The organism is Sphingobacterium sp. UBA7249 (genome assembly GCF_002472835.1).
In the GTDB taxonomy this organism is placed as follows: Bacteria; Bacteroidota; Bacteroidia; order Sphingobacteriales; family Sphingobacteriaceae; genus Sphingobacterium; species Sphingobacterium prati.
In genome coordinates this window covers 288,223-312,285 of record NZ_DKST01000007.1, presented here as the reverse complement: position 1 = coordinate 312,285, position 24,063 = coordinate 288,223, and the positions used below count along the sequence as shown (strand labels likewise).

Here is a 24,063-nt window from a genome sequence, read left to right as displayed (position 1 = left end):
TCGAAGTAGTTTTGTTGCCATATCACAACCAACAACTAAATGAAAGAAATATTACTTACGACTTGTGCCATTGCGATAGGAACAGGTTTGTATGCGCAAACAACCCAGGCAGGATTTTCCGGAAAAATTACGGACGAGAATAACAAAGGGGTTCATGGAGCTTCAGTAGAGGTTCGTAACGAATCGACTGGTTTTACCACCAAAACATCTACCAATGCCAATGGCGATTTCAATTTCAAGGAGCTTCCATTGGGAGGCCCGTACATCATTAAAGTGACTTATGTAGGTTACGGAGAGCAGGTTCGTTCCGGCTTTACGCTAAACCAAGGGGATATGATCCGGTTAAACATTCCGATTCAGAATGCTTCAAATGTACTGGAAACAGTTGAGTTGACTGGTGTAAGCACCCTCAAGAATAAAATAGAGAACTTCGGTGCTGCAACAGCGGTTACAGCCCGGGATATTGCGAAACTACCCGTCAATGGCCGTAATTTTACTTCGTTAATGGATCTATCCCCATTGAGCAAGGGCGATAATATCGGTGGTCAGCTCGGCTCTTCTACCAATTTTACAATTGATGGTATGAACGCAAAAAACCCGACTTCTGCGGGTTCGACAACAAGCCGGAGTGGTGCTCCTTTTTCGATCTCTATTGAAGCAGTTCGGGAGTTTAAAGTCGTGACCAACCAATATGATGTAACCTATGGCAGGGCAGGGGGCGGAACAGTCAGTGCGGTGACGAAACAAGGTACAAATAAAACTCAGGGCAGTGCCTGGTTATATTCGCGAGCAGACTGGTTGTCGAGTCCATACGATATTCGGGGAAACAAACGAAGCAACGATTTTTCCACTTATCAATATGGCTTTACTTTGGGTGGTCCCATTATAAAAGACAAACTCCATTATTTTGTTGCCTGGGATCATCAGCAAGACTCCCGTCCCTTGATTATTGCGGATATCAACTCTGAAGCCGATGAAAAAAGATTTAATGTTACAAACGAGACATTGGATGAATTTGTCAATATCGGGCGGAAAAAGTACGGATTGGGAAACGAACGCCAATATGGTGCTTTTGACAAGAAAAGAGGCTCCGATGCGATTTTTGGGCGTATTGACTGGCAAATCAATGATAATAACTTATTGACAATCCGTAATAACTTTACAAGTGACAACAATAAGCTGGGGCTACAAGACAACAAGCCAATTACTTTATATGAATCTTACGGGAATGATAAGAATATTGACAATAGCCTATTGGCAACTTTGCGTACCACCATTTCCCCTAGGGTAACCAATGAGTTAAAAGTACAACATCTCTATACCTATCAGAAAAGTAGTCCGGGAGACCTTTTACCCGGTCAGAATATTCCACGTGCAATTGTAGAAGATGCAGTCTCCAAAGTTGCCGGGGAAGATAAAAAGACCACATTGCAATTGGGCGGACATCGTTTTGCGCAGGAATCCTTTAAAAATAATGTATTTCAGCTTGTCGATAATATCTATTACAGCACCGACAATATCAATTATACCTTTGGTGTGGACCTGATGTATACCCATGCAAATTCCATTTACGGAAGTGAGGTCAACGGTCGCTTCCATTTTAGACCAAGTGATGGAAAAACGGCTATGCAGAACTTTGACGACATGAAGCCATACGCTTACTATCGTGAAGTTCCTTTGATGAGTGATCCGGCAGTGGTCGGTAAGATATTCAACGCCGGTGTGTATGGACAATTGCAAACCAAGCTAACGCAGGGATTGGACCTGGTCGCCGGTTTACGATTGGATTACGGACATTATCCTACCTCTCCTCTGAATGAAGAATTGTTAAGAGAAGTCGGTGTCCGTACAGATCATAAACTCAAGTCTTTTGTGGTACAACCGCGTTTTCAGATGACCTGGGATGTGAATGAGGAGCGTAAAGACTTTTTCCGTGTGGGCGGGGGTATTTTTGCCTCGGATATCAATAATTATATGACGATCAATAACCTGACTTTTGATGGGAAGCATTTTGCTACTGTTGATGTTCGCGGTGCTGATGTACCTACACCAAATTTTGTCGGCTATAGAAACGATCCATCATCCATACCCACTTTGGCCCAGTTTCAGGTCCCGACCATCAATACGTATGGTCCCGATGCCAAAATCCCGGTCGTGTATAAAGCCAATGTATCTTATACACACTTTTTTACAGAAAAATTAAAAGCGAGCGTTTCGGGATATATGAATTTGGGACGCAATAACTATATGTACGTAGATCGAAATATGGTACAGGATCCTTTCTTTAGATTGGCTAATGAGGATAATAGAGGCGTATTCGTTCCTGCGGCATCCATCGTTGATGGAGCTCCGGATTGGAAAAAAGGACGGATTTCAGATAAATTTGGCCGAGTTTTGGAATTGAATTCTGAGGGTAAAGTCAATCAGTTTGCTGTCGTCCTGGATGCAAGCTATCAGTATTACAAGGATGGAACGATCTCGGTTAGTTATACCTGGAACGATGCAAAGGACAATACTTCCTTCAACGGGAATGTGGCCAATACGGCTACCTTATCCCTAGCGGTGAAAGATGATCCTCGCGATTTGAGCAAAATGAGCTATTCGAACAATCAATTCCGTAATAAGATTGTTATTTACGGAACTTTGCCCACATTTTACGGGGTTAGTGTCGGCGTTCGCTACTCAGGTATCGGCGGGACACGGTATAGTTTACTCGCAGGCGGTAACATCAATGGAGACTTTGTCGCCGGGGATAATGATTTGGCCTTTATCTTTGACCCGAATAACCCGAATACTTCAAAACAGCTGGTTACCGGACTCAACAATCTGTTGAATAACCCAGAAGCGAGTCAGAGTCTTAAAGATTATATCAAGAAATATCAGGGTAAAATAGCAGAACGTAATGGTGGGGTGAATGGTTTTTATGGTTTGATTGACCTACGAATTGCTAAAAAATTCAATTTATATAAGAACCATGCTCTTGAAATATCAGGGGACCTTTTCAACGTTGCCAACTTATTTAAGAAAACTTGGGGTATAAATGAGTCTCTAGGCAATCAAAATCTGTATGCTTTAGGCGGGAAAGATGCTGCCGGGGAAAAGCTGATCCCTTTTGATGTTGCGAAGCAGCAGTTTAATTACAATGTAAACAATTCAGGTATCGTTACTCCCTCCGGCAATCCATACCAATTCCAGCTGGGACTACGTTATTCTTTTTAAACGTTTTAGAAAAGCGGGACATGGCTATTTAATCAGATAGCTGTGTCCTTTTGAAATTGAATCAAAAATAACAATTAAGGGGCAAATGTCTGATGTCGTATCGGTTCAGATATGAGAAAAGTCAATAAAAAATTAGTTAACTAAAAGAGATTCAATAGCTGTATTGACCTGATGGAATTTGAGTTTCAAAAAGTGATGAATGCCCTAAGCATTCATCACTTTTTCTTTTGGAAGGAATACTTCCGCCATCATATGGCGGACACTACCTCCGCCACAGGTTTCAATAACATGTAAATCCTGATGGATGATTTTTCCATGCTTTTCCAATTGTGCCGTTTGATAAAGGGTCAATGAGGATAATGCTTTATCGCTTAATACGATAAAACGGTTTCCGTATTTATTTCTGACCTGGAGACAGTTTGCCGCAAAATTTTCCAGTTGGTTTTCGTTTATCTCGATGATTTCTTTTCCAGTTTCTTTTAATTTCTTGAACAATTCCTCCCGTTCGGATTGATTGTCAATCGCAGCCGGACATAAGATTGCAAAATCTTCTCCTACCGCCAATACCACATTGGTATGATAGATAGGTCTGCGTTGGCCATTGACTGTCTGAAATGCATGAAAGACGATCGGGGTGTAATTTTCCGTTCTGCAGTATTCGTCCAACATGGTGCGGTCCGCGCGTTCCGACAGCGCACAATAAGCAATACGGTGTGTTCGGTCTAGTACAAGGGCCCCGGTCCCTTCTAAATATTGTCTGTTATTTTCGGCCTCACTTAAGTCTTTAATCAACTTTACATAGTAACCGTTTTGTTTCAATGGGCCCTCAAAATCCAATAAATGCTCTTTTCGACGGTTTGGGGCAAACATCGGATAAAAGATAATTTTTCCGTCCTGATGGAAAGAGACAATATTGTTCGGAAATATACTGTCTGGACTTTCTGATTTTTCATCATCTTGAATGACCGTCACTAGAATGCCGTGTGATTTCAATTCATTGACAAGGGCATCAAATTCACTTTGTGCCTCCCTATTTACATCTTCACCGCTTAAGTTTTCAATGTCCTTTTGGAAAAAATTATTGACTGCGGTTTGCTCATTTTTGCGGAAGACAGAGGGTCTTACTAGGAGTACACTGTCTGTTACCTGTTTTCTCATGATTTATAATCGTTACTTCGCTGGTTTATATTTGTTAAAAAGAATGATATTCTTGTTTGTACGAGTTCCATTGCAGTAAAAGCACGATTTCTCTTTTCGATTTTTTAGCAATGCTGCAAATCTCTTTGAATCATTGACCAGTGTCAGAAATCACTTTACAATTGGTACTTATACTAATGTATTGAAAAATCGGCGCCATTGCAAAAAGAATATCTTCAAAAAGAAAAAATGGGGGTTGAAAAATAACAGCAAAATCTTTTGTTTTTTATTATTCTGTTAAGTTATCTTTGATTTGGTTGGTATATTTTCAACACGAACTTTGGTTGTTTGTTTTTATTTGAATTTTATCGCATATAGGACAATCGATTGCACATCTGCCCGTTGTTAAAACTGACTTTTTATACACTTTTTTGCTTCGTTTTCAGTCATTTATTTTGCTATCTTTGCTCATCCAAAAAACGACTGTTTATAAGAGAGTTAATTACCTAATTAGTATGTCGCTAACTGTCTATAAGCGTTAACTTTTTGCACACATGAGCAATATACACTTCCAAGAAAAATTCGAAAGTCGCCACAATGGCCCAAGTCCAGTTGAAGCGAATGAAATGTTGGCCAAATTGGGCGTAACGTCAATTGACCAGCTAATCGACCAAACGGTCCCTTCTCAAATCCGTGCTCCAAAACCTTTAAATCTTCCAAAAGCATTGTCTGAGGTTGCCTATTTAAAGCGGATAGCGGAAATCGCAGAGAAAAATAAAGTTTTTAAATCTTTTATTGGTCAAGGATACTATGACGTGATCCTTCCGGGTGTAATTCAACGTAATGTGTTTGAAAATCCGGGATGGTATACGCAATATACTCCTTACCAGGCGGAAATTGCACAAGGTCGTTTACAGGCACTGTTAAACTTCCAGACAGTTATTTCTGATTTTACTGGATTGGAAATTGCAAACGCTTCATTATTGGATGAAGCCACGGCTGCGGCTGAAGCTATGTTTATGCTTTACTCAGCGCGTAAAAACAAAGAAGCAAATGTATTCTTGGTTTCTGAAAATGCGTATCCACAGACGATAGATGTATTGAAAACGCGTGCGTTATCTTTCGGTATCGAGCTAAAAATCACAGCTATTCAAGACTCGGAATTGACAGACGACGTTTTTGCTGCATTCGTACAATATCCAGCAGCAGATGGTTCAATCGTTGATTACAAATCATTTGCTGACGCTGCACACGGTAAAAATATGACGGTATGTGCTGCTGCTGATCTAATGAGCTTGGCGCTGTTGACTCCTCCGGGAGAATGGGGGGCAGATGTTGTTGTCGGTAACTCACAACGTTTTGGTGTGCCGATGGGATTCGGAGGTCCGCACGCGGCATTCTTCGCTACACGTGATAGCTTCAAACGTAATATTCCCGGACGTATCATTGGTGTAACTTCTGATTCCAATGGAAAGTATGCCTTACGTATGGCTTTACAGACACGTGAGCAACATATCCGTCGTGATAAAGCTTCTTCCAATATCTGTACGGCGCAGGCTTTATTGGCTATTATGGCCTCTTTCTACGCTGTTTACCATGGTCCCCAAGGAATTAAAAATATTGCATCCCGTATCAATGCTTTAGCAAGTTTATTGGATCAAGTATTACAATCATTGGGTTATGCCCAATTGAATAAAGCGTACTTTGATACCCTACGTGTGGATTTAGGTGCACATGCGGGCGCATTAAAATCTGAAGCGTTGAACAATGAGTTGAACTTCTACTACAACGGTTCACAGGTTTCCATTGCTATCGATGAGACAACAACTTATGAAGATATCAAAACAATCGTAAAAGTGTTTGCAAAAATTCAGGGCAAAACATTGAACGATGTAGATTTCGATACCTTAGAAGAAAACTTAGGTTCTTCTATCCCTGCTGAATTGGTTCGCACCTCAGCGTACTTAACTCATCCAAATTTTAATAGCTACCATTCTGAACACGAAATGTTACGCTATATTAAATCATTGGAAGCAAAAGATTTATCGCTTTGCCATTCGATGATCCCATTGGGTTCATGTACCATGAAATTAAATGCCACAGCTGAAATGACCCCTGTTACCTGGGCGCGATTTGGTGGATTACACCCATTTGCACCAGCAGACCAAACTTCAGGTTATATGCAGATGATCGGTGAATTGAACGATTGGTTGTCTGAGATCACAGGTTTTGCTAAAATGAGCTTCCAGCCGAATTCAGGAGCACAGGGTGAATACGCGGGTCTAATGGTTATCCGTGCTTATCATGAGAGCCGTGGCGATCACGGACGTAACATCTGTCTGATTCCAGCTTCTGCACATGGTACTAACCCTGCATCGGCTTCAATGGCTGGTTTGAAAGTGGTCGTGGTAAAATGTGATGAACTTGGAAACATTGATATTCCAGATTTAAGAGCAAAAGCGGAAGAGCATGCTGCTCATCTGAACTCTTTAATGGTGACTTATCCATCTACACACGGTGTGTTTGAGGAATCTATCATTGAAGTTTGTGAAATCATCCATGCTAATGGCGGTCAGGTATATATGGACGGAGCAAATATGAACGCACAGGTAGGTTTGACTAGTCCGGGCCACATTGGTGCTGACGTCTGTCACTTAAACTTGCATAAAACATTCTGTATCCCTCATGGTGGTGGTGGTCCGGGTATGGGACCGATCGGCGTTGCTAAACACCTAGTGCCTTTCTTGCCTAATCACCAAGTTGTTTCAACATCCGGAGAAGAAGGAATTACGGCAGTTTCTGCTGCGCCATTTGGTTCAGCATCAATCTTGATCATTTCCCATGCCTATATTTCGATGATGGGTGGTGAAGGCCTGACCAATGCTACACGCACGGCAATTCTAAATGCAAACTATATTAAGGCGCGTTTGGAAAATGCTTATCCAGTACTTTATTCAGGTAGCAATGGACGTTGTGCACACGAGATGATCCTTGATTGCCGTGGTTTCAAAAATGTAGGTATCGAAGTTGCTGATATCGCGAAACGTTTGATGGACTACGGTTTCCATGCGCCAACAGTTTCTTTCCCTGTCGCAGGTACATTGATGGTTGAGCCGACGGAGTCTGAATCAAAAGCTGAATTGGATCGTTTCTGTGATGCATTAGTTGCTATTCGTCAGGAAATTGCTGCAGTTGAGGCTGGAGAAGCGGAACAGGCAAATAACGTATTGAAGCATGCTCCGCATACAGCGGCAGTGGTTACCGCAGATGAGTGGGATAGACCTTACAGTCGCCAAACGGCCGCTTATCCTTTGGAATATGTGAGAGAGCGTAAGTTCTGGCCTTCAGTAGGTCGTGTAAACGATTCTCAGGGAGACCGTACATTGATTTGCTCATGTCCTTCGATCGAGGAATATGCTGAGGCGTAACAGTCTTAAAAAAATATAATAATAAAGCCTCCGTATTACGGAGGCTTTTTATTTAATTCATAAATATTATCGCAATCGATTATACAGTTCTCTATAAATATACCTTCGCATCTTTTTTTTCTTATAATCAGATCATTTTAGGGGGAAATAATCCAAGATTAATTGATAATTCAACTGAAATCAATTCAGAAGAAAGTTATTGTATCAATTTAAGCTACAATCCTCCTGATATGGTATTTTGGAAGTATATTTGTGTTGAAACATTTCGATATGAAGATAACATCAATATTCAATCTTTTTATTGCTGCGGCATTGATTACATCTTGTGCGGGCAATAAATATGCGAAGACCGAGAAAGTATATAAGAATCAAGCGAAGGAGTTTTCTAATTTATATCGCGCCTCTCCCGTAACCGGACAGCTGGAAAAAGTAAATGTCAAAGATCAGCAGTGGATTGCCTCCATAAATTTTGGTATCCGGAAGCCTAATTTTGTGGTTATCCATCACACTGCCCAGGATTCTCTGGGACAGACCATTCGTACCTTTCATTCCGCAAAAGCAGGTGTAAGTTCACATTATGTTGTCGGTAGGGACGGTAAGGTTGTGCAGATGGTGAATGATCTGTACCGTGCGCATCATGCTGGTCTGGGTAAATGGGGAAACGATACCGACCTGAACTCTTCGTCCATAGGTATTGAACTGGATAATAATGGGACAACAGATCCTTGGACGGATGCTCAGATAAATGCGTTGACACAACTATTGACTTATCTAAAGAATACTTATAAGATTCCGCAGGCAAATTTCATCGGTCATATGGATCTTGCCCCTACACGTAAAAATGATCCGTCACGATTCCCTTGGAAAAAGCTGGCCGATCAGGGATTTGGCTATTGGTATGAAGAATTTTTGGAAACACCTCCTGTTGACTTTAACCCCAAAATGGCGTTACGTATTATTGGCTATGATGTCAGTAACCTGGATGCGGCAATAAAGGCATTTAAGATTCACTATATCCAACAGGATGTGAATACAGCATTTTTGGGTGAAAATGATTTAAAGATTATGTATTCCATTTACAAAAAGTACTTATAGTGTTTTTCTAGACAATATAGAACGAAAGGAGCAATTTGTGACAGAATTGCTCTTTTTTATGTGCTGGATAAGCAGGTTGGAGGGGCTTTTGTTATTGTGCTATCGGTTGTGTGTGACCATTATATTATGACCATTTGATCCTTTTCCTCTGCATTATTTTTTGACTGCCTATTTCTCCATTCGTCCAGTGACGGTATCATTCGCATCGACTAGTATAACATTTTGTGGCTTCATGAGGACTGGAAATAAATATAGTCCAATTTGGTTAAATTGGACTATATAATAAAGTAAATTTTAACGAAGCGTATATTATACGGTTTTTACAAATTTCTCGTCGTAATTTTCAATATCAATAATATATCCGTTTTTGATCAGGAATTCGAAGAGAGGCTGTGCCTCTTCCGAAACCGGCATATTCTGTGTGGTGATGATTTTATTTTCCTTTTTCAATAGATAAGGATAAGCATAAAGCTTTACATTTTTGTTGAACATACCGGATATGTACGATAATAGCTCATTGGTATAGAGTTCTTTATTATAGTTGTCCGAATTGAATATGTTCTTTAAGTTATAAACGTTTGTCGCAATTCCGATATTCTTAGGTCTAAAGTTGCTTATAAACTCAGCGAGATGATTATTTCTACGGAAGTTGCTGACGATAATATTATTGCCTGTTGCACATAGCTCATCTGCTCTTGATGCGAATTCTTGTAGATCTTCATCTGTAATTTCATGCGTATCCTCTAGCACATTCCCCATCAAAACCTCGATCAAAACAATGGTGTCTTCATCAGTAGCGCCTGTATTTTTCTTAAACTGCTCGACGGCAAGGTTAAATAAGTCAAAGTTAGGAAGTGATTTCTGACGGTATTTTGTACGAAGTAAGATGATATTCTTTTTATATAAATAATCCTTGATCTGTACCGCTTTACCGTCCGGCTGGAAAATAGCGGCTTTTGCAAACCCTTTGGCAATAAGATATAAGTTGATCAGGCGTTGATTGACATTTTCGAACAAAGGACCGTTTAGTTTGACCAGATCAATTTCGACAGATCCTATCGACAAATTATCAACCAGGGATTCAATCATTGTCTGTACATTTTCTGCGTAGTAATATGCAGCAAACAACAGGTTTACACCAATAATACCCAATACTTTCTGTTGAAGCTGGTTGTCACTGTCCAGGAGTCTGACATGGACGATAATGTCATTTGTAGGGCCACCGACCTCGTGTTGAAACCGAAGACCGATCCAGCCGTGAGGCTCATTGGTTTTGGTAAAATTCAGCGTGGTAACCGTGTCCGCAAAGGCAAAGAATTTTTTGTTGCAATACTTGTCGCCATGTAACCGTTGCGTCAGCAAGTTAAATTCATGGGAGAGCATCTTCTGTAAACGGGTTCTGCTGACGTATCTGCCGTCTTCTTCTTCACCATATATGGCGTCACTGAATGCCATGTCATAAGCTGACATCGTTTTCGCAATTGTGCCTGATGCAGCTCCTGCATTGAAAAAGTTACGTGCGACTTCCTGTCCAGCACCGATCTCGGCGAAGGTTCCGTAAATCTCTGGGTTTAGATTTATTTTCAGGGCCTTTCGCTTAGTTTCAAAAATTTCTCTTGCCATGGCACAAAGGTACAAAAATCAAAAGTCTAGTGAAAATTAAAGTATGAAAGGAAAAAACAGAATAAAATTAGGCTTGTTTTAAAACAAGCCTAATTTATTAAAAGCATAGAATAATGCACTGCTATGCAAAGCCTGGCTAAATTTGTTTTCCAGTAGCATCGTTTTTGCTTCCTCAAGTGGTATTAGGAAGACGTCAATCTCTTCGTGTTCATCCAGTTCCTGTTCCTGAACTTTCTGTCCTCCCGTCATGAGATAGGTATACGTAATATTACCACTTGTTGCCGGATTGGCATAGAGCGTAGCGATTTCTTCAATTTTTTCAAACTGATATCCTGTTTCTTCGAGCATTTCCCGTACTGCGGCATCTTGGGGGTTTTCACCAGGTTCCATTGTGCCCGCCGGAATTTCCAAAGAAAGGATCCCTGCTCCATGACGGTATTGCTTGATCACCAATAATTCGTTTTGCGCTGTAATCCCGACCATGTTGACCCAATCTGGATATTCCAGCACGTAATAATGGTCGTTGATGCGCCCATCGGGCAGTTCACACGTATCCCGGCGTAAAGTCGCCCAGGGTTCTCTGCAGATATATTCAGAAGATAGTAGTTTCCACTTTTCCATTTAACCAACAATATCTTTCATCATACGGTCTACTTTTTCTGCCAGTAGGTGTTGAAGGCTTGGATAGTCCTTTTTGTCCTGAAGTATTCCCTTAACGGAGCAATAAAATTTGATTTTGGGTTCCGTACCTGAAGGTCTTGCCGAGATCACGTCGCCATCCGTCGTGATGAATTGCAAGACATCCGACTTTGGAAGTGTAATCTCTTTCTTACTTCCTGTCTTCATGTCAGTAGTTTGGGAAAGTTGATAGTCCCGAATTTCCTTAACTTCGATTCCCCCAAGTGTCGTGGGTAGATTTTGGCGCAGTCCAGTCATCATGGCCTGTATTTCCTCGGCTCCGGCTTTTCCTTTTTTCGTTAAGGAGATCAGTTTTTCCTGATAGCAGCCAAATTCTTGATAGATCTCCAATAAAACCTCATAGACAGTCTTGCCTTTTGACTTAAAATATGCAGTCATTTCTGCCAGGAAAGCACAGGAATTAGGCGCATCTTTATCTCTGACCAGGTCACCGACCAGGTAGCCGTAGCTTTCCTCTCCACCGGCAAGATATTGTGCTGAATCACCTAATTTAGTGATTAACTCGCCGATATATTTAAAGCCAGTGAGGGTTTCATAGTGCGCTACATGGTAATGTTCGGCAATATCCGCCTGAAGGTTGCTGGTTACAATCGTTTTAACGATGTAAGGGTTGTGTCCCAATTGTTTTAGATCACTCTTTGCACTTAAGACATAGTAGATCAACAGACTGCCGATCTGATTGCCATTGAGTAACTGAAATTGGCCGTGGTTGTTTTTGACGGCGATTCCGACACGGTCCGCATCGGGGTCAGTCGCCAAAACGAGATCCGCGTCAATCTCTTCACCTTTTTTCTTCGCTAAGGCCATTGCGTCTTCCTCCTCCGGATTTGGATAGATGACCGTTGGGAAATTTCCATCCGGTGTTGCCTGTTCTGTAACTACCGTAACGTTTTCAAAACCCCATGATGCGAGCATTTTGGGTACGATTGTAATTCCAGTGCCATGGATCGGAGAATAGACTATTTTTAAATCTTTCTGCGCCCGAACAGCTTCGGGATGTATGCTCAATGCCTTATTGGCATCAATATAAATCTGGTCAATTTCTTCACCGACAGGGATAATATTTTGGCTATTTCCTTCAAACTGGATATCCTTTACGGAGGTGATTGCATTGACCTCATCGATTACATTTTCATCATGTGGGGCAGTCAATTGTGAGCCGTCGTTCCAATAGGCTTTATAACCATTGTATTCCTTCGGGTTATGTGAAGCTGTCAACATGACCCCGCTTTGGCAACCAAAATGGCGGATTGCAAAAGAAAGCATTGGTGTAGGACGTAATTCGTCAAAGAGATAAACCCTGATACCATTGGCAGCAAATACCTGGGCTACAAGGTGACCAAAAGATTGGGAATTGTTACGGCTATCGTAAGAGACTGCTACCTTTATTTCCTGGTTGGGAAACTGTTTGATTAGGTAGTTTGATAATCCCTGAGTTGCTTTTCCAATCGTGTATTTATTCATGCGATTGGAGCCTACCCCCATAATCCCTCTTAATCCTCCAGTTCCAAACTCGAGATCCTTGTAGAATGAATCAATCAGCTCCGTCTCGGCCTGCTCATCTATTAATTTCTGAACAGCATCTCTTGTTTCCTCATCATAATTTGAGGTTAACCAATCGTCGATTTTCTTTTGTATGTCTTTATCTAAATTTCCCATTATCATTAAATATGGCTAAATGTAAAAAAATCTTTTAGGCATCGCAACCCGCATATGCACGATCAATGACTGTGATGTACCATTTTTCTCCTTCTTTTGTAACGTGAAAGACAAATGGTTCTTCGCTTTCATTGGAGGTCATTATCGCGCGATAACTCCTGACTTCTATATTTCTTAATCGTTGTAATTCGTTACCCGTAATTTTTGCGTCTAAAATCTCATTCATAAACTTGGCTGTTTGTGACAGTTCATTTGGGCGGGATTTCTTGTCATAAAAAAAACCGAGCTTATCCCATTTCATTGTGCCGCAGTCAAAAACAGGAAGTTTCCCAGTTTTTAAAGGTCCTTTGTAACTCAGTTTTTCATACGAATGATACTCTGGCACCGGTTTGGAAAAGTTGAAATTATTTTGATGTACATACGAATCCAATGCCCCGGGACGATAGATGATATAGATCCCTAATTTGGGGTGTATATAATTATTGATTGTTTTGCTGTCTTGATCAATATACGCTTTGGCTATTTTTTCCAAAACTTGTTCTAATGTTTCTGTATCCTCTTTTTTGACTTCCTTTTCGAGTGTGTCGGGTTTGCTTATCGTATCTAAGGGGATAGAATCTTGGACAATTTTCACGGCCTTGTCTTCCTTTTTATTGTTTCTACAGGAGAATACACCTATCGAGATACAGATCAGAACAAAGAAAAAGAGATTTCTCATGTTGTTTTTATTTATTTAATACTATTTTTTTGAGGTCAGGTTATCGATGATCGACTTTAATATTGACCTTGTCGATGGCAGCCACCATTGTTCAAGAATTCCTTGAATTGTTTCTTCTCTATTTTCGCGCAATTTAAGAATTATTTCTTTTCTGAAATTCAGTTTGGAGGTTTGCCAGGTCTTTTGATTAAACTGTGAGATCTGTTTTATTTTCTTTGCTGCGGTATTAAAAAGCATGTTCGCCGGAACGACATCATCCACTAAACCTTGTGCTTTTGCTTCATTCGGCGTGAGCAATTTTCCTTCAAGAAGGTTCTGATACGCAGTCCGTTTTCCAATCCAAAAAGCATACAGTTGAAAAATACTTTCGGGAACAATTAACCCAACTGGTATTTCATTGAGCCCGATGACAAAATTACCTTCCGCCATGATTCTATAATCGCAGCACAAAGCAAATACGCAGCCTCCGGCAGGACTATGACCAGATATGGCCGCTGCGATCGGTTTTGGAAATGACGCCAATAGCGAGGTTGCCTCCAAAAAGAGATTCCAAAATTCCCTGATTTGATCCTCATTATAGCCAAATAAGGTGATGAGATCAAGCCCTGCGCTGAAAAAGTTCTCTTTACCAATCAGAATTGCACCGTGAACGGTGTCGTTTTCCCTACTTATCTCCAACGTCTCTATCAGCTCTTTCAGTAATAGCGTATCGATGGCGTTTGATTTTCCCCGATCCAGAAAAATGCTTAAAATATGGTCTTCTACTTGGGTTTTGATATGCTCCATAATGAGTTTATTTAAATGTATAACGGTTTGTTCGGCTTGCTATTGTGGCTTTACTTCCATTAAATATTCTAGGTGTGCAATTTTCCCCTCCATGTCAATTCCTTCAATCGTGATTTTATATGTTCCGGGTTCATCCGAAGTATAGAAATCAAATTTGGCTTTCCCATCTTTCCCTGCTACCAGATTAGGTTCCCAGGCGATTGTTGTTCTCAGATCACGCTTGAGCTCCTGTTTTTGAGTGCTGTTGTATTGTGGTTTAAAAAAGTTACGGTTCACATGAAGGCCCTTAGGTAAAATAGTTACGATTCCTGTGGGTGTGTAGGAAGCCGATAGTGCATCGCCAGATTTACTTGTGATAACCAATACACCGTTTCCTCCATACATTCCATAGATAGCGGTATTTCCAGCACTTCTCAGCACTTCAATACTCGCGATATCCGGGACGTTGATCATACTAATCTGGTCAGGCTCAATATACATGCCGTCTAAGATCACCTGCATAGGGCTGCCGCCATTTAATCCCACCGATCGGGTACTGTAAGGAACTCCGTTTTGGAAAATAACTCCCACTAGTCTCCCCGCAAGGCATTGCTCTAGGGTAGCACAGGTAGATAGGTCCTCGGCCGTAATCACCTGATCTGCATTGCCGGGGCCATTGAGGTTTCTTGAATCTTTATCTGCTTTATTGACTCTGACCCTGTTGACCTGAACTTCTTCCAATTTGATGCTTTTTTGGATAATACCGGCAGCTTCAAGTTCGGCCAGAAATTGCTGATTATCCTTGAGCTGGTTGATTAGCTTGGTGTTGATGTCATTCCGCATCAGTGGCTTGTCTTTACTTTCCTTGACAGCGGGAGAGGGGGGATTGTCAACAAGTATATCGACTCTATTCTTCTCTTTTTGACCATTCCCGGTGACAATAAACTTGATACTATCCGCAAAAAACAGGTTATCAAAGGCAAATCTACCATCACTATCTGTCAGCGTATCTATACTTAGCATCATATTGCTCGTGGGGACTAAAGTAACTTTTGCATTCGGAACAAGTGCCTTTCTTCCGGTTTTTTTAACAGTACCCGAGACTGCGAGGCCCTTCTCCGGAAGGTACGCATTATTCGTCGTATTAAGATAATTTTTCCAATCTAGCTTACGCCAGCCCTGGATCAGCATAAGGTTGTCAAGTTCATTGAACTTAATATTGTTCAGATCTTCAAAGTAATAATTTGGACGTTCTATAAAGCCCCTGAGATCGGATTTTAAGAGCAGCTCGGAGACAATCGAAGAATAATATTGCGCTGTAGCAGAATCGGCTTTATTGAGGTTGATTACCGAAGCTGAGAGCGCGGCTATTTTTGAAGTATCACTGCTACCTTCCTTAACTGAAAGATTTGCGATTACCTGATCCCGTGTTGTAAATGTTGGCTTGTTCAATTGTAAGGTTATGGGCAAAATTGTTTTTGGAGCATTGTAACTAAATACGAGCCTTTCGATGATCGGAACCAGGTGTTCATTCAGTACTGATAATTGGATTACTCCCGAGGGAAGGTCCTGTTTGGGAATGTTGAATAATATTTCCGGCCCGTTTAACTTTTGTTTAACAGCATGTAAAACAAGTCCATTGTATTGTGCAATGAGGTAGACTTCTTTACCCGTTACGAGGTCATCTGTCGCCGATAATTGCGCGGCGATTTTATCTTTTAAACCTGAGTTGACCGTGAGTACATAGCCTGAAGCAGCTACCGGAGGCAGTGTGGTACTCACCGAATTCCCGTCTGGGAATACTGCCGTGGCAATATATTTTTTCCCTGTGCTTAAAATAAGCGGCATACTGCCCATGCCGAGGTCATTCGTCTCAAATTCAATGATGGGAGCCTGGTTTTCCTCTCCGATTTTGATTTTGGACTTCAGGCCCAGTCCGACGGGTGTAAGTACTTTAACCCCGGTTTTGCTCAGGATATTGTTTACGAGCTCACCACTTTCAGGAAAAACCTGGATACTGTTCCGTAGGTTTGGATCTGGGATTGTAAAATTCTTTAATACCCGTCTTTTATCTGATGATAAAAATTGTAGGGATAATGTTCCGCCCCTAAAATTATCTTTGAGCTCAAGAGCTATTGTTCCATTTTCATTGGATTTTAAGCGCCCGGTCTTTTCTTTTAGGCCATCCTGTTGGAGGGTATAGTTCACGCTGCTGTTTATTAGCGGCGCCCCCTGAATTGTCTTTAAGTTGATCTGGAAGAAATTTTCAGTTCCATTTTGAAGGAGAGTACTTTGAGTAATGACATTGTCTGCCCGACCATTGGTAATCGGTACAATCCGCTCATAGAAATTGGAGATGGAATCGTTTTGCATCCAGCGGGTGTATGCTCTGATCCGGTATGAGCCCTCTATGATTGTATCCGATAAACTAAAATCACCGATGCCCAGACCTAATGTTAGGGGAATTTTAATGCTTTTGATAATGTTATTTGTCGGCGAGATTAATTCTATATTGGCGATCTTGCTGATGTTGCTTAAGTAATTGAAAGGAGCGGTCGTACAATACAGTTTAAACCAGATATTTTCACCCGCTGAATAGTCATTTTTGTCCAGATGCAGATAAATTTTCTCCGTAACATGACTTTCGTGATAGGTCTCCAATTTCTGTATGGTCTGATCAATTTGAGCGGAGGCCAGAAAAGGAAGCAGGATGTAATTGATTAACAACAATAAGCGAGCATACATATGACTAATGTTTCTTGAAAATTAGAAAATATTTTCCCTTTAATCAACTTATAAATCAAAATATTATCGCATGAAAGAGGTCAAGCGATTACGATTGCTGCTATGAGAACGCTTTTGAGCCGGAAAATAAATATAAAATCCGTTTTTGAATGATCTTATGGCTGAAAATTAGCATAAAAAAAATATCTTTGTGCTATGAATATCCTAATAATCGGTTCAGGAGGTCGTGAATCCGCCTTCGCCTATAAACTATCGAAAAGTCCACGTTTAGATCAATTGTTTATTGCGCCAGGAAACGCTGGTACAGGAGTATATGGTCAAAATGTGAATATTAAAGTTACTGATTTTGAAGCTATCGCATCCTTTGTTTTGGAAAATGCGATACAAATGGTGTTGGTGGGACCAGAAGAGCCTTTGGTAAAAGGTATTCATGATTATTTTTTGAACCGCACAGATTTAAAAGATATTCCTGTTATAGGTCCACAGCAGGAAGGTGCACAATTAGAAGGTTCGAAAGATTTTTCGAAACAGTTTATGGATCGCCATGGCGTACCTACCGCCGCTTCCCGTTCTTTTGATGCAGACTCGCTGGCTGAAGGATTGGTTTATCTGGAGAGCCAGAAGTTACCGATTGTGCTTAAGGCCGATGGTTTAGCCGCCGGAAAAGGTGTGTTGATCTGTGAAACACTCGAAGATGCGAAAGCCGAACTGAAAGCAATGATTGCAGATTCCAAATTCGGAGAGGCAAGTCGCGTAGTTGTGGTGGAGGAATTTTTAAAAGGAATTGAACTCTCGGTATTTGTCCTGACGGATGGAAACTCTTATAAGGTCCTCCCTTCTGCAAAAGATTACAAACGTATTGGAGAAGGTGATACAGGTCTAAATACAGGTGGAATGGGCTCTATTTCTCCGGTGCCTTTTGCCGATGAAACATTTTTGAATAAAGTGGAAGAACGTATCATCAAACCCACTGTTGAAGGGCTAAAGAAAGATGGTATTCCCTACAAAGGTTTTATTTTCATCGGTTTGATGAATGTTGACGGTGAACCCTATGTAATTGAATATAATGTGCGTATGGGAGATCCGGAAACAGAATCTGTATTGCCTCGGATCGAATCTGATCTGTTGGATTTGTTGGAAGGCGTCGCGCAGGGAAATTTGGATCAACGTTCTTATACCGTTTCTCCAAAGACCGCAGTTACAGTTATGCTAGTCGCGGGAGGTTATCCCGGAGCGTATGAATCTGGAAAGGAGGTCGCTAATATAGAGAATGTTAAGGAGTCGATTGTATTCCAGGCAGGAACGAAGGAACAGGACGGCAAGGTTGTTACTGCGGGCGGACGTGTGATCGCGGTAACCACATTACAGGATTCGCTTTTTGAAGCGCTTCAACAGGCTACGGCTGATGCCGGAAGGATCTATTTTGAAGGAAAGTATTTCCGTCGTGATATCGGTTTTGACCTCATCTAAAAAATATTTAAAATTATTTTTGTATAAATGATTTTAAGGCCTATATTTGCAGCTCCAAAAACAACAAAACTTTTGGAGTTGCATAAAAATGGCCCGTTCGTCTAGGGGTTAGGACGCAAGATTTTCATTCTTGAAACAGGGGTTCGATTCCCCTACGGGCTACAAAAGATAAAACCTGCAGATGTTAAATTTGCAGGTTTTTTTGTTTTTTATAAAAGTCATTTTGCCCATCCTTTCAATTTCAACAAATTAATTTATAGGTTTTTGTGTCGAAGAAATCTTGTTTGATACAAATGCGCAGAATATTGAGATAATTCGATAGTCTCAAAAAAATTACAATTTCTACTTTTGAGTAATCAATTATAAAACAGAACATTTTAGAGAAATATTAGAAACCAAAATTTAAGAAATATCCAATAATTTTTTTGAACGAAACAGAAAGTACAATTCGGAATGATCAGTAGCTTGGCACGAGGGAGCCATTTAACAACGACCAGAGAGTTTCTAACAAGACATCAAGCTTGTACCATGTTTTGGGATTTGAAAACGAAAGCCAGAAATAATAGAAAAGTAATTTAAAAAAACAAGGAGGACTTTGAAGCTGATGCAATAAAGTCTTTTTTAGCTGTAAAAAGCTAATACCATTTAGCTTTAATCTAAAATAATCAAATATGTGTAGATTTTTAAAAAGAGTTTGCCCTTCGAAAGGGCGGGCATCCATTCGTTCGTCCTAAATTTTTGATGCTAGGAAAATTAATTTAGTTCCAAACAAGCCTTTTATGCGATAAACCTAAAGATAATATATCCAGAAGCTGACCATTGGAGTACTGAAAAAGCATTTGAATAAATTTATAACCAATTAGTAACTTATGAGAACAAAACAAGTAGTGCGTAGAGCCTTGTACCTATGTGGTAGGCTCTGGGTCTTTATGATTCTCTCCCTTGGCCTTTGGGGCTGCAAGAATGATACGCCAGCAATTGTTGGCGAAGCCAAGCCTTTTGACCCTTCCAAACCAGTTGTTGTGACAGATTTCACCCCAAAATCGGGAGGTATGGGACAGCGTCTGATTATTTATGGACAAAATTTTGGGAATGACCCGAAGAATGTTACCGTACTTATCGGTGGACAACAAGCAGTCGTTATTAATGCTTTAAGTGAATCCTTGTATTGCCTTGTTCCTAAACAGGCCTTTAAAGGGGATATTGAAGTGCGTGTTGGCGGGATTGAGAAGCCTGTCATTGGACGGGCTGAGGCCAAGTTTGACTATAAACGTAAACTGGTGGTGTCCACACTCGCCGGTTACAGGAATGCCCGTGGTGACGAGCCTTGGAAAGACGGCAAGTTTAAAGATGCTGATCAAAACAAAATGGCCAGTGGTTTTTGGCTTTCCTCTTTTATGAGGTTTGATCCCACGAATCCCAAACATCTATGGGTGACATTTGATGAAAATAACGGCCTTTATTTGATTAATTTTGAGGATAGCACGATTACAAAAAAACGTTCTGATTTTAACCGTCCCCGTAGTGTAGATTTTTCGATAGATGGGAAATACATGATTGTGGCGCAAGATCGGGGTGGAGAGAACGATGAATCTACCCTATTGTTTTCCCGTGTAAAAAGCTTTCTCGATAAAGAAGTATTGACCAAAAGCAGACAATGTAATGGGGCCTCCATTCACCCAATAAATGGCGAAATGTATTTTAATAGTTATGCAAAGGGAGAGTTCTTCCGTTTCGATTTAAATCAGTATTTCACGGATAAAACAGTAAAAGCCGAGCAGTTATATGTGATTCAGGATCCGGAATGGGAGTATCGGGCGTTGATTCATCCAACGGGTAACTATGCTTATATCTTGGTGATCAACCAAGGGTATATTATGCGTGCGGATTACAACTGGGAAAAAAAACGCTTTAATCAGCCCTATCTTGTCTGTGGTAAGGTACGCGAATCAGGATACCGAGATGGAGTAGGCTCTTCAGCACGGGTCAATCAACCTTATCAAGGAGTATTTGTCAAAAATCAAGCTTATGTGGAAGCAGGCAAACCCGATGCCTATGATTTTTATTTTACAGACCTGGCGAATCATGCCATTCGTATGCTTACGCCGGAAGGGGCGGTGACGACCTTTGCTGGTAGAGGAAGTTCAAGTCTAAATACTAATCCTTACGGTTATGTCAACGGCGATCTGCGGCAAGAAGCTCGCTTTGATCGACCATCAGGTATCGCTTATAATGAGAAGGAGCAAGCGTTTTATATCGGAGACCGAGAAAATAGGCGAATTCGCAAGGTCGCACTGGAAGAAATGGATGAAAATGACCAAGATTAACCTGTGATAAGATGATGAATAAAATATTACTTACATGTATGTTACTCCTCAGTTTCACCTTGAGTGTGTTCGCACAAGAAATTGTTGATGTGACGGGTGTCATTGTCGATACCCAAAATACCCCATTAATCGGTGTTAGCATCTCTGTGAAAGATGCCCCTGGCTTAGGGACGACCACGGATAGTAAGGGTAACTATAAGATTAAAGTAGAGCGCTACAAAACACTTGTATTTTCTTCTGTTGGGTATCAAAAGCAAGAAGTACTAGTGAAAGATTCGCGGATCATTGATGTGAGCATGAAAGAATCGGAGACCAGTGTATTGGATGAGGTTGTGGTAACAGGTACGGGAACGCAAAAGAAGTTGACATTAACAGGCGCCGCTAGTACTGTAGATGTGGAGACCATGAAAGGTAATCCGACTTCAAGCATAACAAATGCACTTGCCGGAAATGTACCTGGGGTAATGGCGATGATGCAGTCTGGTCAGCCAGGGAGAAACATCTCCGAGTTTTGGATACGCGGTATTTCTACCTTCGGTGGCGGTAGTGCTGCTTTAGTTCTAGTGGATAATGTTGAGCGCGATATCAATGATATAAATATCGAAGATATTGAAACATTTACGGTGCTTAAGGATGCGGCCATGACAGCAATTTATGGTTCCAGAGGAGCAAACGGAGTTATCCTGATTACAACTAAACGCGGTAAAGAGGGAAAAATCAATATCAATTTTAAGGACGAGACAATTTATAACACGCGTACCATTACACCTGAATTTGAAGATGGAGTCACTTACGCTAATCTACTGAATGAGGCTCGAATTACGCGAAATTTTGAACCTATTTATCGTCCGGAAGAATTGGAGATCTTGCGTTTGGGGTTGGACCCGGATCTTTACCCCAATGTCAACTGGAAAGACCTGCTTCTGAAAGATGGTGCCATGACTTATCGCGCAAATCTTAATATGACCGGAGGAGGAGCTACCGCCCGTTATTTTGTATCCGGAAGCTATGTGGATGAAGGTGGTATGTATAAAACGGACGAAACGCTGCGCAATGATTACAATACAAATGCCAATTATAAACGCTGGAATTACCGGTTGAATACAGATATAAACGTGACCAAGAGTACGATATTGAAAGTTGGCGTCGCTGGGTCCCTAGATAAAAGAAATAGCCCGGGGCTGGGTGACCAGGATCTTTGGGGGTCTTTTTACGGCTATTCTCCGATCAGTACGCCCGTGCTGTATTCCAATGGCCGTGTACCGACCATAGGGGATGGCAATAAGATCAATCCATGGGTGATGTCGACACAAACGGGGTTCAATGAAAATTGGAAAAACAAAGTGCAGACCGATGTCACAGTTGAACAGAATTTTGATTTTATTACCAAAGGTTTGCGCCTTAGAGGAATTGTGGGTTTTGATACCTACAATGACAATAATATCACAAGGATTAAGCAGCCTGAGTTATGGCATGCCGAACGAGCACGAGATGAGAATGGAAATCTGATATTCACCCATATTGCTGACCCCAAAGAAATGATGCAGGGAGGATATTCCGAGGGAAATAGACGGGAATTTTACGATGTGATGTTAAATTATGATCGCAAAATTGGTGACCATAATGTAGGTGCAGTAGCGCGTTTTACTCGGGATGCTTTTACCAAAACAGTTAATTTAGGAAATGATATCAAAAACGGTATATCTCAACGCAACCAGGCTTTAGCTGGGAGGGTAACCTATAACTGGAAGTCTCGTTACGTTGCTGATTTTAATTTTGGATATACAGGTTCAGAAAACTTTGCTATGGGGCAACAATACGGCTTCTTTCCTGCTGTAGCAGCCGCATGGAATATCTCCGAGGAACCTTTTGTCAAAAATAATATTCCCTGGTTGAATTTGCTTAAGATACGTTACTCCTGGGGTAAAGTGGGAAATGATCAGCTTAAAATTGGCGATAATAACGAACGCTTTCCATACTTATATACGATCGATGAGATTTGGCGTAGGGATAGTGATGGCAATCTCATCCTGGAAAATGGTCAAAAGATTCCTGCCGGCGGATATCAATGGGCAGACTATGGTCTAGATAGATATTATGGCGGTATTCGATACAGTCAGGTGGCTTCGCCTTATGTAACCTGGGAAATGGCGACTAAAAACAACCTGGGGGTCGATATCGCTTTGTTTAGAGATAAAATTGTCGCCAACCTCGATTTCTTTGATGAGAAACGTACCGGAATTTATATGGAAAGAAAATTTTTGCCCGCTATGGTTGGTCTGGAAAGTATTCCAAGAGCTAATGTGGGTGGGGTAAAATCGCGGGGGTTCGATGGACGTCTGGAGTATAAACAGAAGATCGGCGAATTAAATCTTACAGCACGTAGCAATATCACCTATAGTAAGAACGAGATTACGGCAATCGATGAAGAAAATAATGTATATGGTTATCAAAATCAAAAAGGCTACCGCGTAGATCAGTCTATAGGATTAATCGCTTTAGGCTTGTTTAAAGATTATGATGATATTCGCAATAGCCCGAAACAACAGTTTGATAATAATCCACCAAATTATCAGCCCGGAGATATTAAGTATAAAGATGTCAATGGGGACGGTGTCGTGAATGACGGTGACCGAGTCGCCATTGGAGCAACAAGGAGACCTAACTTGGTTTACGGTATAGGAGCATCAGCGAGCTGGCGGGGATTTGATCTTAGCGTTCATTTTCAGGGATCAGGGAAGTCCACTTTTTCGATTTATGGAAAAACGGTACAAGCGTTTCGCGAGGGAGAATGGGGTCAGGTGATGAAAGGTGTCATGGGTGATAATCGTTGGATTTCAGCCGATATATCGGGCGATCCCTCAACTGAAAATCCGAATGCATCCTATCCGCGCTTAAGTTTCGGAGACAATATTAACAATTTTAGAGAGTCAACATTTTGGTTGAAAAATGGTCAATATCTTCGTTTGAAAACCTTGGATATTGGTTATACATTGCCAAAACACCTAACGAATCGGATTAAGGCTAATAGCATTCGCCTATTTCTAGTCGGCTCAAATTTATTGACCTGGTCGAAATTCAAGCTTTGGGATCCAGAACTGGCTACACCAAGGGGTGAAGATTATCCGCTGCCCAAGTCATTTACATTTGGCATCAATGTGAACCTATAAAATTAGAA

General features: G+C 41.1%; 13 protein-coding genes and 1 tRNA gene. 7 read left to right on the top strand and 7 right to left on the bottom strand.

Annotated features, from left to right (window positions below):
- Positions 1 to 39 precede the first annotated feature (39 nt).
- Complete coding sequence (locus tag B4A24_RS05240) at positions 40 to 3,219, top strand: TonB-dependent receptor (protein WP_293943310.1); 3,180 nt, start codon at positions 40 to 42, stop codon at positions 3,217 to 3,219.
- Between the two features lie 204 nt (positions 3,220 to 3,423).
- On the opposite strand, the gene ctlX is transcribed toward B4A24_RS05240, so the two are convergent.
- Positions 3,424 to 4,377 (bottom strand): citrulline utilization hydrolase CtlX, encoded by a 954-nt coding sequence (gene ctlX / locus B4A24_RS05235; RefSeq protein WP_293943308.1) that lies wholly within the window; start codon positions 4,375 to 4,377, stop codon positions 3,424 to 3,426.
- A gap of 533 nt (positions 4,378 to 4,910) precedes the next feature.
- Here ctlX and gcvP point away from each other — a divergent pair.
- Together gcvP and B4A24_RS05225 are read left to right on the top strand one after the other, a co-directional pair.
- A complete protein-coding gene (gcvP, locus tag B4A24_RS05230) occupies positions 4,911 to 7,784 on the top strand; it encodes an aminomethyl-transferring glycine dehydrogenase (RefSeq protein ID WP_293943306.1) in 2,874 nt (957 codons plus the stop codon).
- Between the two features lie 270 nt (positions 7,785 to 8,054).
- Positions 8,055 to 8,879 carry an N-acetylmuramoyl-L-alanine amidase gene (locus B4A24_RS05225; protein ID WP_293943304.1) on the top strand — a complete coding sequence of 275 codons (825 nt, stop codon included), beginning with the start codon at positions 8,055 to 8,057 and terminating at the stop codon, positions 8,877 to 8,879.
- A 309-nt stretch (positions 8,880 to 9,188) separates the two neighbouring features.
- On the opposite strand, the gene B4A24_RS05220 is transcribed toward B4A24_RS05225, so the two are convergent.
- The 6 genes from B4A24_RS05220 to B4A24_RS05195 all read right to left on the bottom strand — a co-directional run bounded on the left by B4A24_RS05220 (position 9,189) and on the right by B4A24_RS05195 (position 17,088).
- Positions 9,189 to 10,502 carry a nicotinamide mononucleotide adenylyltransferase gene (locus B4A24_RS05220; protein ID WP_293943302.1) on the bottom strand — a complete coding sequence of 438 codons (1,314 nt, stop codon included), beginning with the start codon at positions 10,500 to 10,502 and terminating at the stop codon, positions 9,189 to 9,191.
- Positions 10,503 to 10,580: 78 nt separating this feature from the next.
- Entirely contained in the window at positions 10,581 to 11,123 is a 543-nt protein-coding gene (locus B4A24_RS05215; RefSeq protein ID WP_293943300.1) for an NUDIX hydrolase, read from the bottom strand.
- Positions 11,124 to 12,860, bottom strand: a complete 1,737-nt coding sequence (locus B4A24_RS05210) for a phospho-sugar mutase (protein ID WP_293943298.1) — start codon at positions 12,858 to 12,860, stop codon at positions 11,124 to 11,126.
- A gap of 34 nt (positions 12,861 to 12,894) precedes the next feature.
- On the bottom strand, positions 12,895 to 13,578 hold the full coding sequence (locus B4A24_RS05205; protein ID WP_293943296.1) for a hypothetical protein: 684 nt from the start codon (positions 13,576 to 13,578) through the stop codon (positions 12,895 to 12,897).
- 21 nt (positions 13,579 to 13,599) lie between these two features.
- A complete protein-coding gene (locus tag B4A24_RS05200) occupies positions 13,600 to 14,364 on the bottom strand; it encodes an enoyl-CoA hydratase/isomerase family protein (protein WP_293943294.1) in 765 nt (254 codons plus the stop codon).
- Between the two features lie 39 nt (positions 14,365 to 14,403).
- Positions 14,404 to 17,088: a TonB-dependent receptor gene (locus tag B4A24_RS05195; protein ID WP_293943292.1), complete on the bottom strand. Its 2,685-nt coding sequence runs from the start codon at positions 17,086 to 17,088 to the stop codon at positions 14,404 to 14,406.
- Between the two features lie 195 nt (positions 17,089 to 17,283).
- Between B4A24_RS05195 and purD the strand changes: the two genes are divergently transcribed.
- The 4 genes from purD (at position 17,284) to B4A24_RS05175 (ending at position 24,055) form a co-directional block, all read left to right on the top strand.
- Positions 17,284 to 18,558 (top strand): phosphoribosylamine--glycine ligase, encoded by a 1,275-nt coding sequence (gene purD, locus B4A24_RS05190; protein WP_293943290.1) that lies wholly within the window; start codon positions 17,284 to 17,286, stop codon positions 18,556 to 18,558.
- A gap of 90 nt (positions 18,559 to 18,648) precedes the next feature.
- Positions 18,649 to 18,720: transfer RNA gene (locus B4A24_RS05185), tRNA-Glu, on the top strand.
- 707 nt (positions 18,721 to 19,427) lie between these two features.
- Positions 19,428 to 20,885: an IPT/TIG domain-containing protein gene (locus B4A24_RS05180; RefSeq protein WP_293943288.1), complete on the top strand. Its 1,458-nt coding sequence runs from the start codon at positions 19,428 to 19,430 to the stop codon at positions 20,883 to 20,885.
- Between the two features lie 38 nt (positions 20,886 to 20,923).
- Positions 20,924 to 24,055: a SusC/RagA family TonB-linked outer membrane protein gene (locus B4A24_RS05175; RefSeq protein ID WP_293943286.1), complete on the top strand. Its 3,132-nt coding sequence runs from the start codon at positions 20,924 to 20,926 to the stop codon at positions 24,053 to 24,055.
- Positions 24,056 to 24,063 lie beyond the last annotated feature (8 nt).

Coding starts and splice junctions, on each gene's coding strand:
- purD (WP_293943290.1), top strand. CDS start 17,284: ATGAATATCCTAATAATCGGTTCAGGAGGTCGTGAATCCGCCTTCGCC.
- B4A24_RS05220 (WP_293943302.1), bottom strand. CDS start 10,502: ATGGCAAGAGAAATTTTTGAAACTAAGCGAAAGGCCCTGAAAATAAAT.
- B4A24_RS05205 (WP_293943296.1), bottom strand. CDS start 13,578: ATGAGAAATCTCTTTTTCTTTGTTCTGATCTGTATCTCGATAGGTGTA.
- B4A24_RS05240 (WP_293943310.1), top strand. CDS start 40: ATGAAAGAAATATTACTTACGACTTGTGCCATTGCGATAGGAACAGGT.
- B4A24_RS05210 (WP_293943298.1), bottom strand. CDS start 12,860: ATGGGAAATTTAGATAAAGACATACAAAAGAAAATCGACGATTGGTTA.
- B4A24_RS05175 (WP_293943286.1), top strand. CDS start 20,924: ATGTTACTCCTCAGTTTCACCTTGAGTGTGTTCGCACAAGAAATTGTT.
- B4A24_RS05200 (WP_293943294.1), bottom strand. CDS start 14,364: ATGGAGCATATCAAAACCCAAGTAGAAGACCATATTTTAAGCATTTTT.
- B4A24_RS05180 (WP_293943288.1), top strand. CDS start 19,428: ATGAGAACAAAACAAGTAGTGCGTAGAGCCTTGTACCTATGTGGTAGG.
- B4A24_RS05195 (WP_293943292.1), bottom strand. CDS start 17,088: ATGTATGCTCGCTTATTGTTGTTAATCAATTACATCCTGCTTCCTTTT.
- B4A24_RS05225 (WP_293943304.1), top strand. CDS start 8,055: ATGAAGATAACATCAATATTCAATCTTTTTATTGCTGCGGCATTGATT.
- B4A24_RS05215 (WP_293943300.1), bottom strand. CDS start 11,123: ATGGAAAAGTGGAAACTACTATCTTCTGAATATATCTGCAGAGAACCC.
- gcvP (WP_293943306.1), top strand. CDS start 4,911: ATGAGCAATATACACTTCCAAGAAAAATTCGAAAGTCGCCACAATGGC.
- ctlX (WP_293943308.1), bottom strand. CDS start 4,377: ATGAGAAAACAGGTAACAGACAGTGTACTCCTAGTAAGACCCTCTGTC.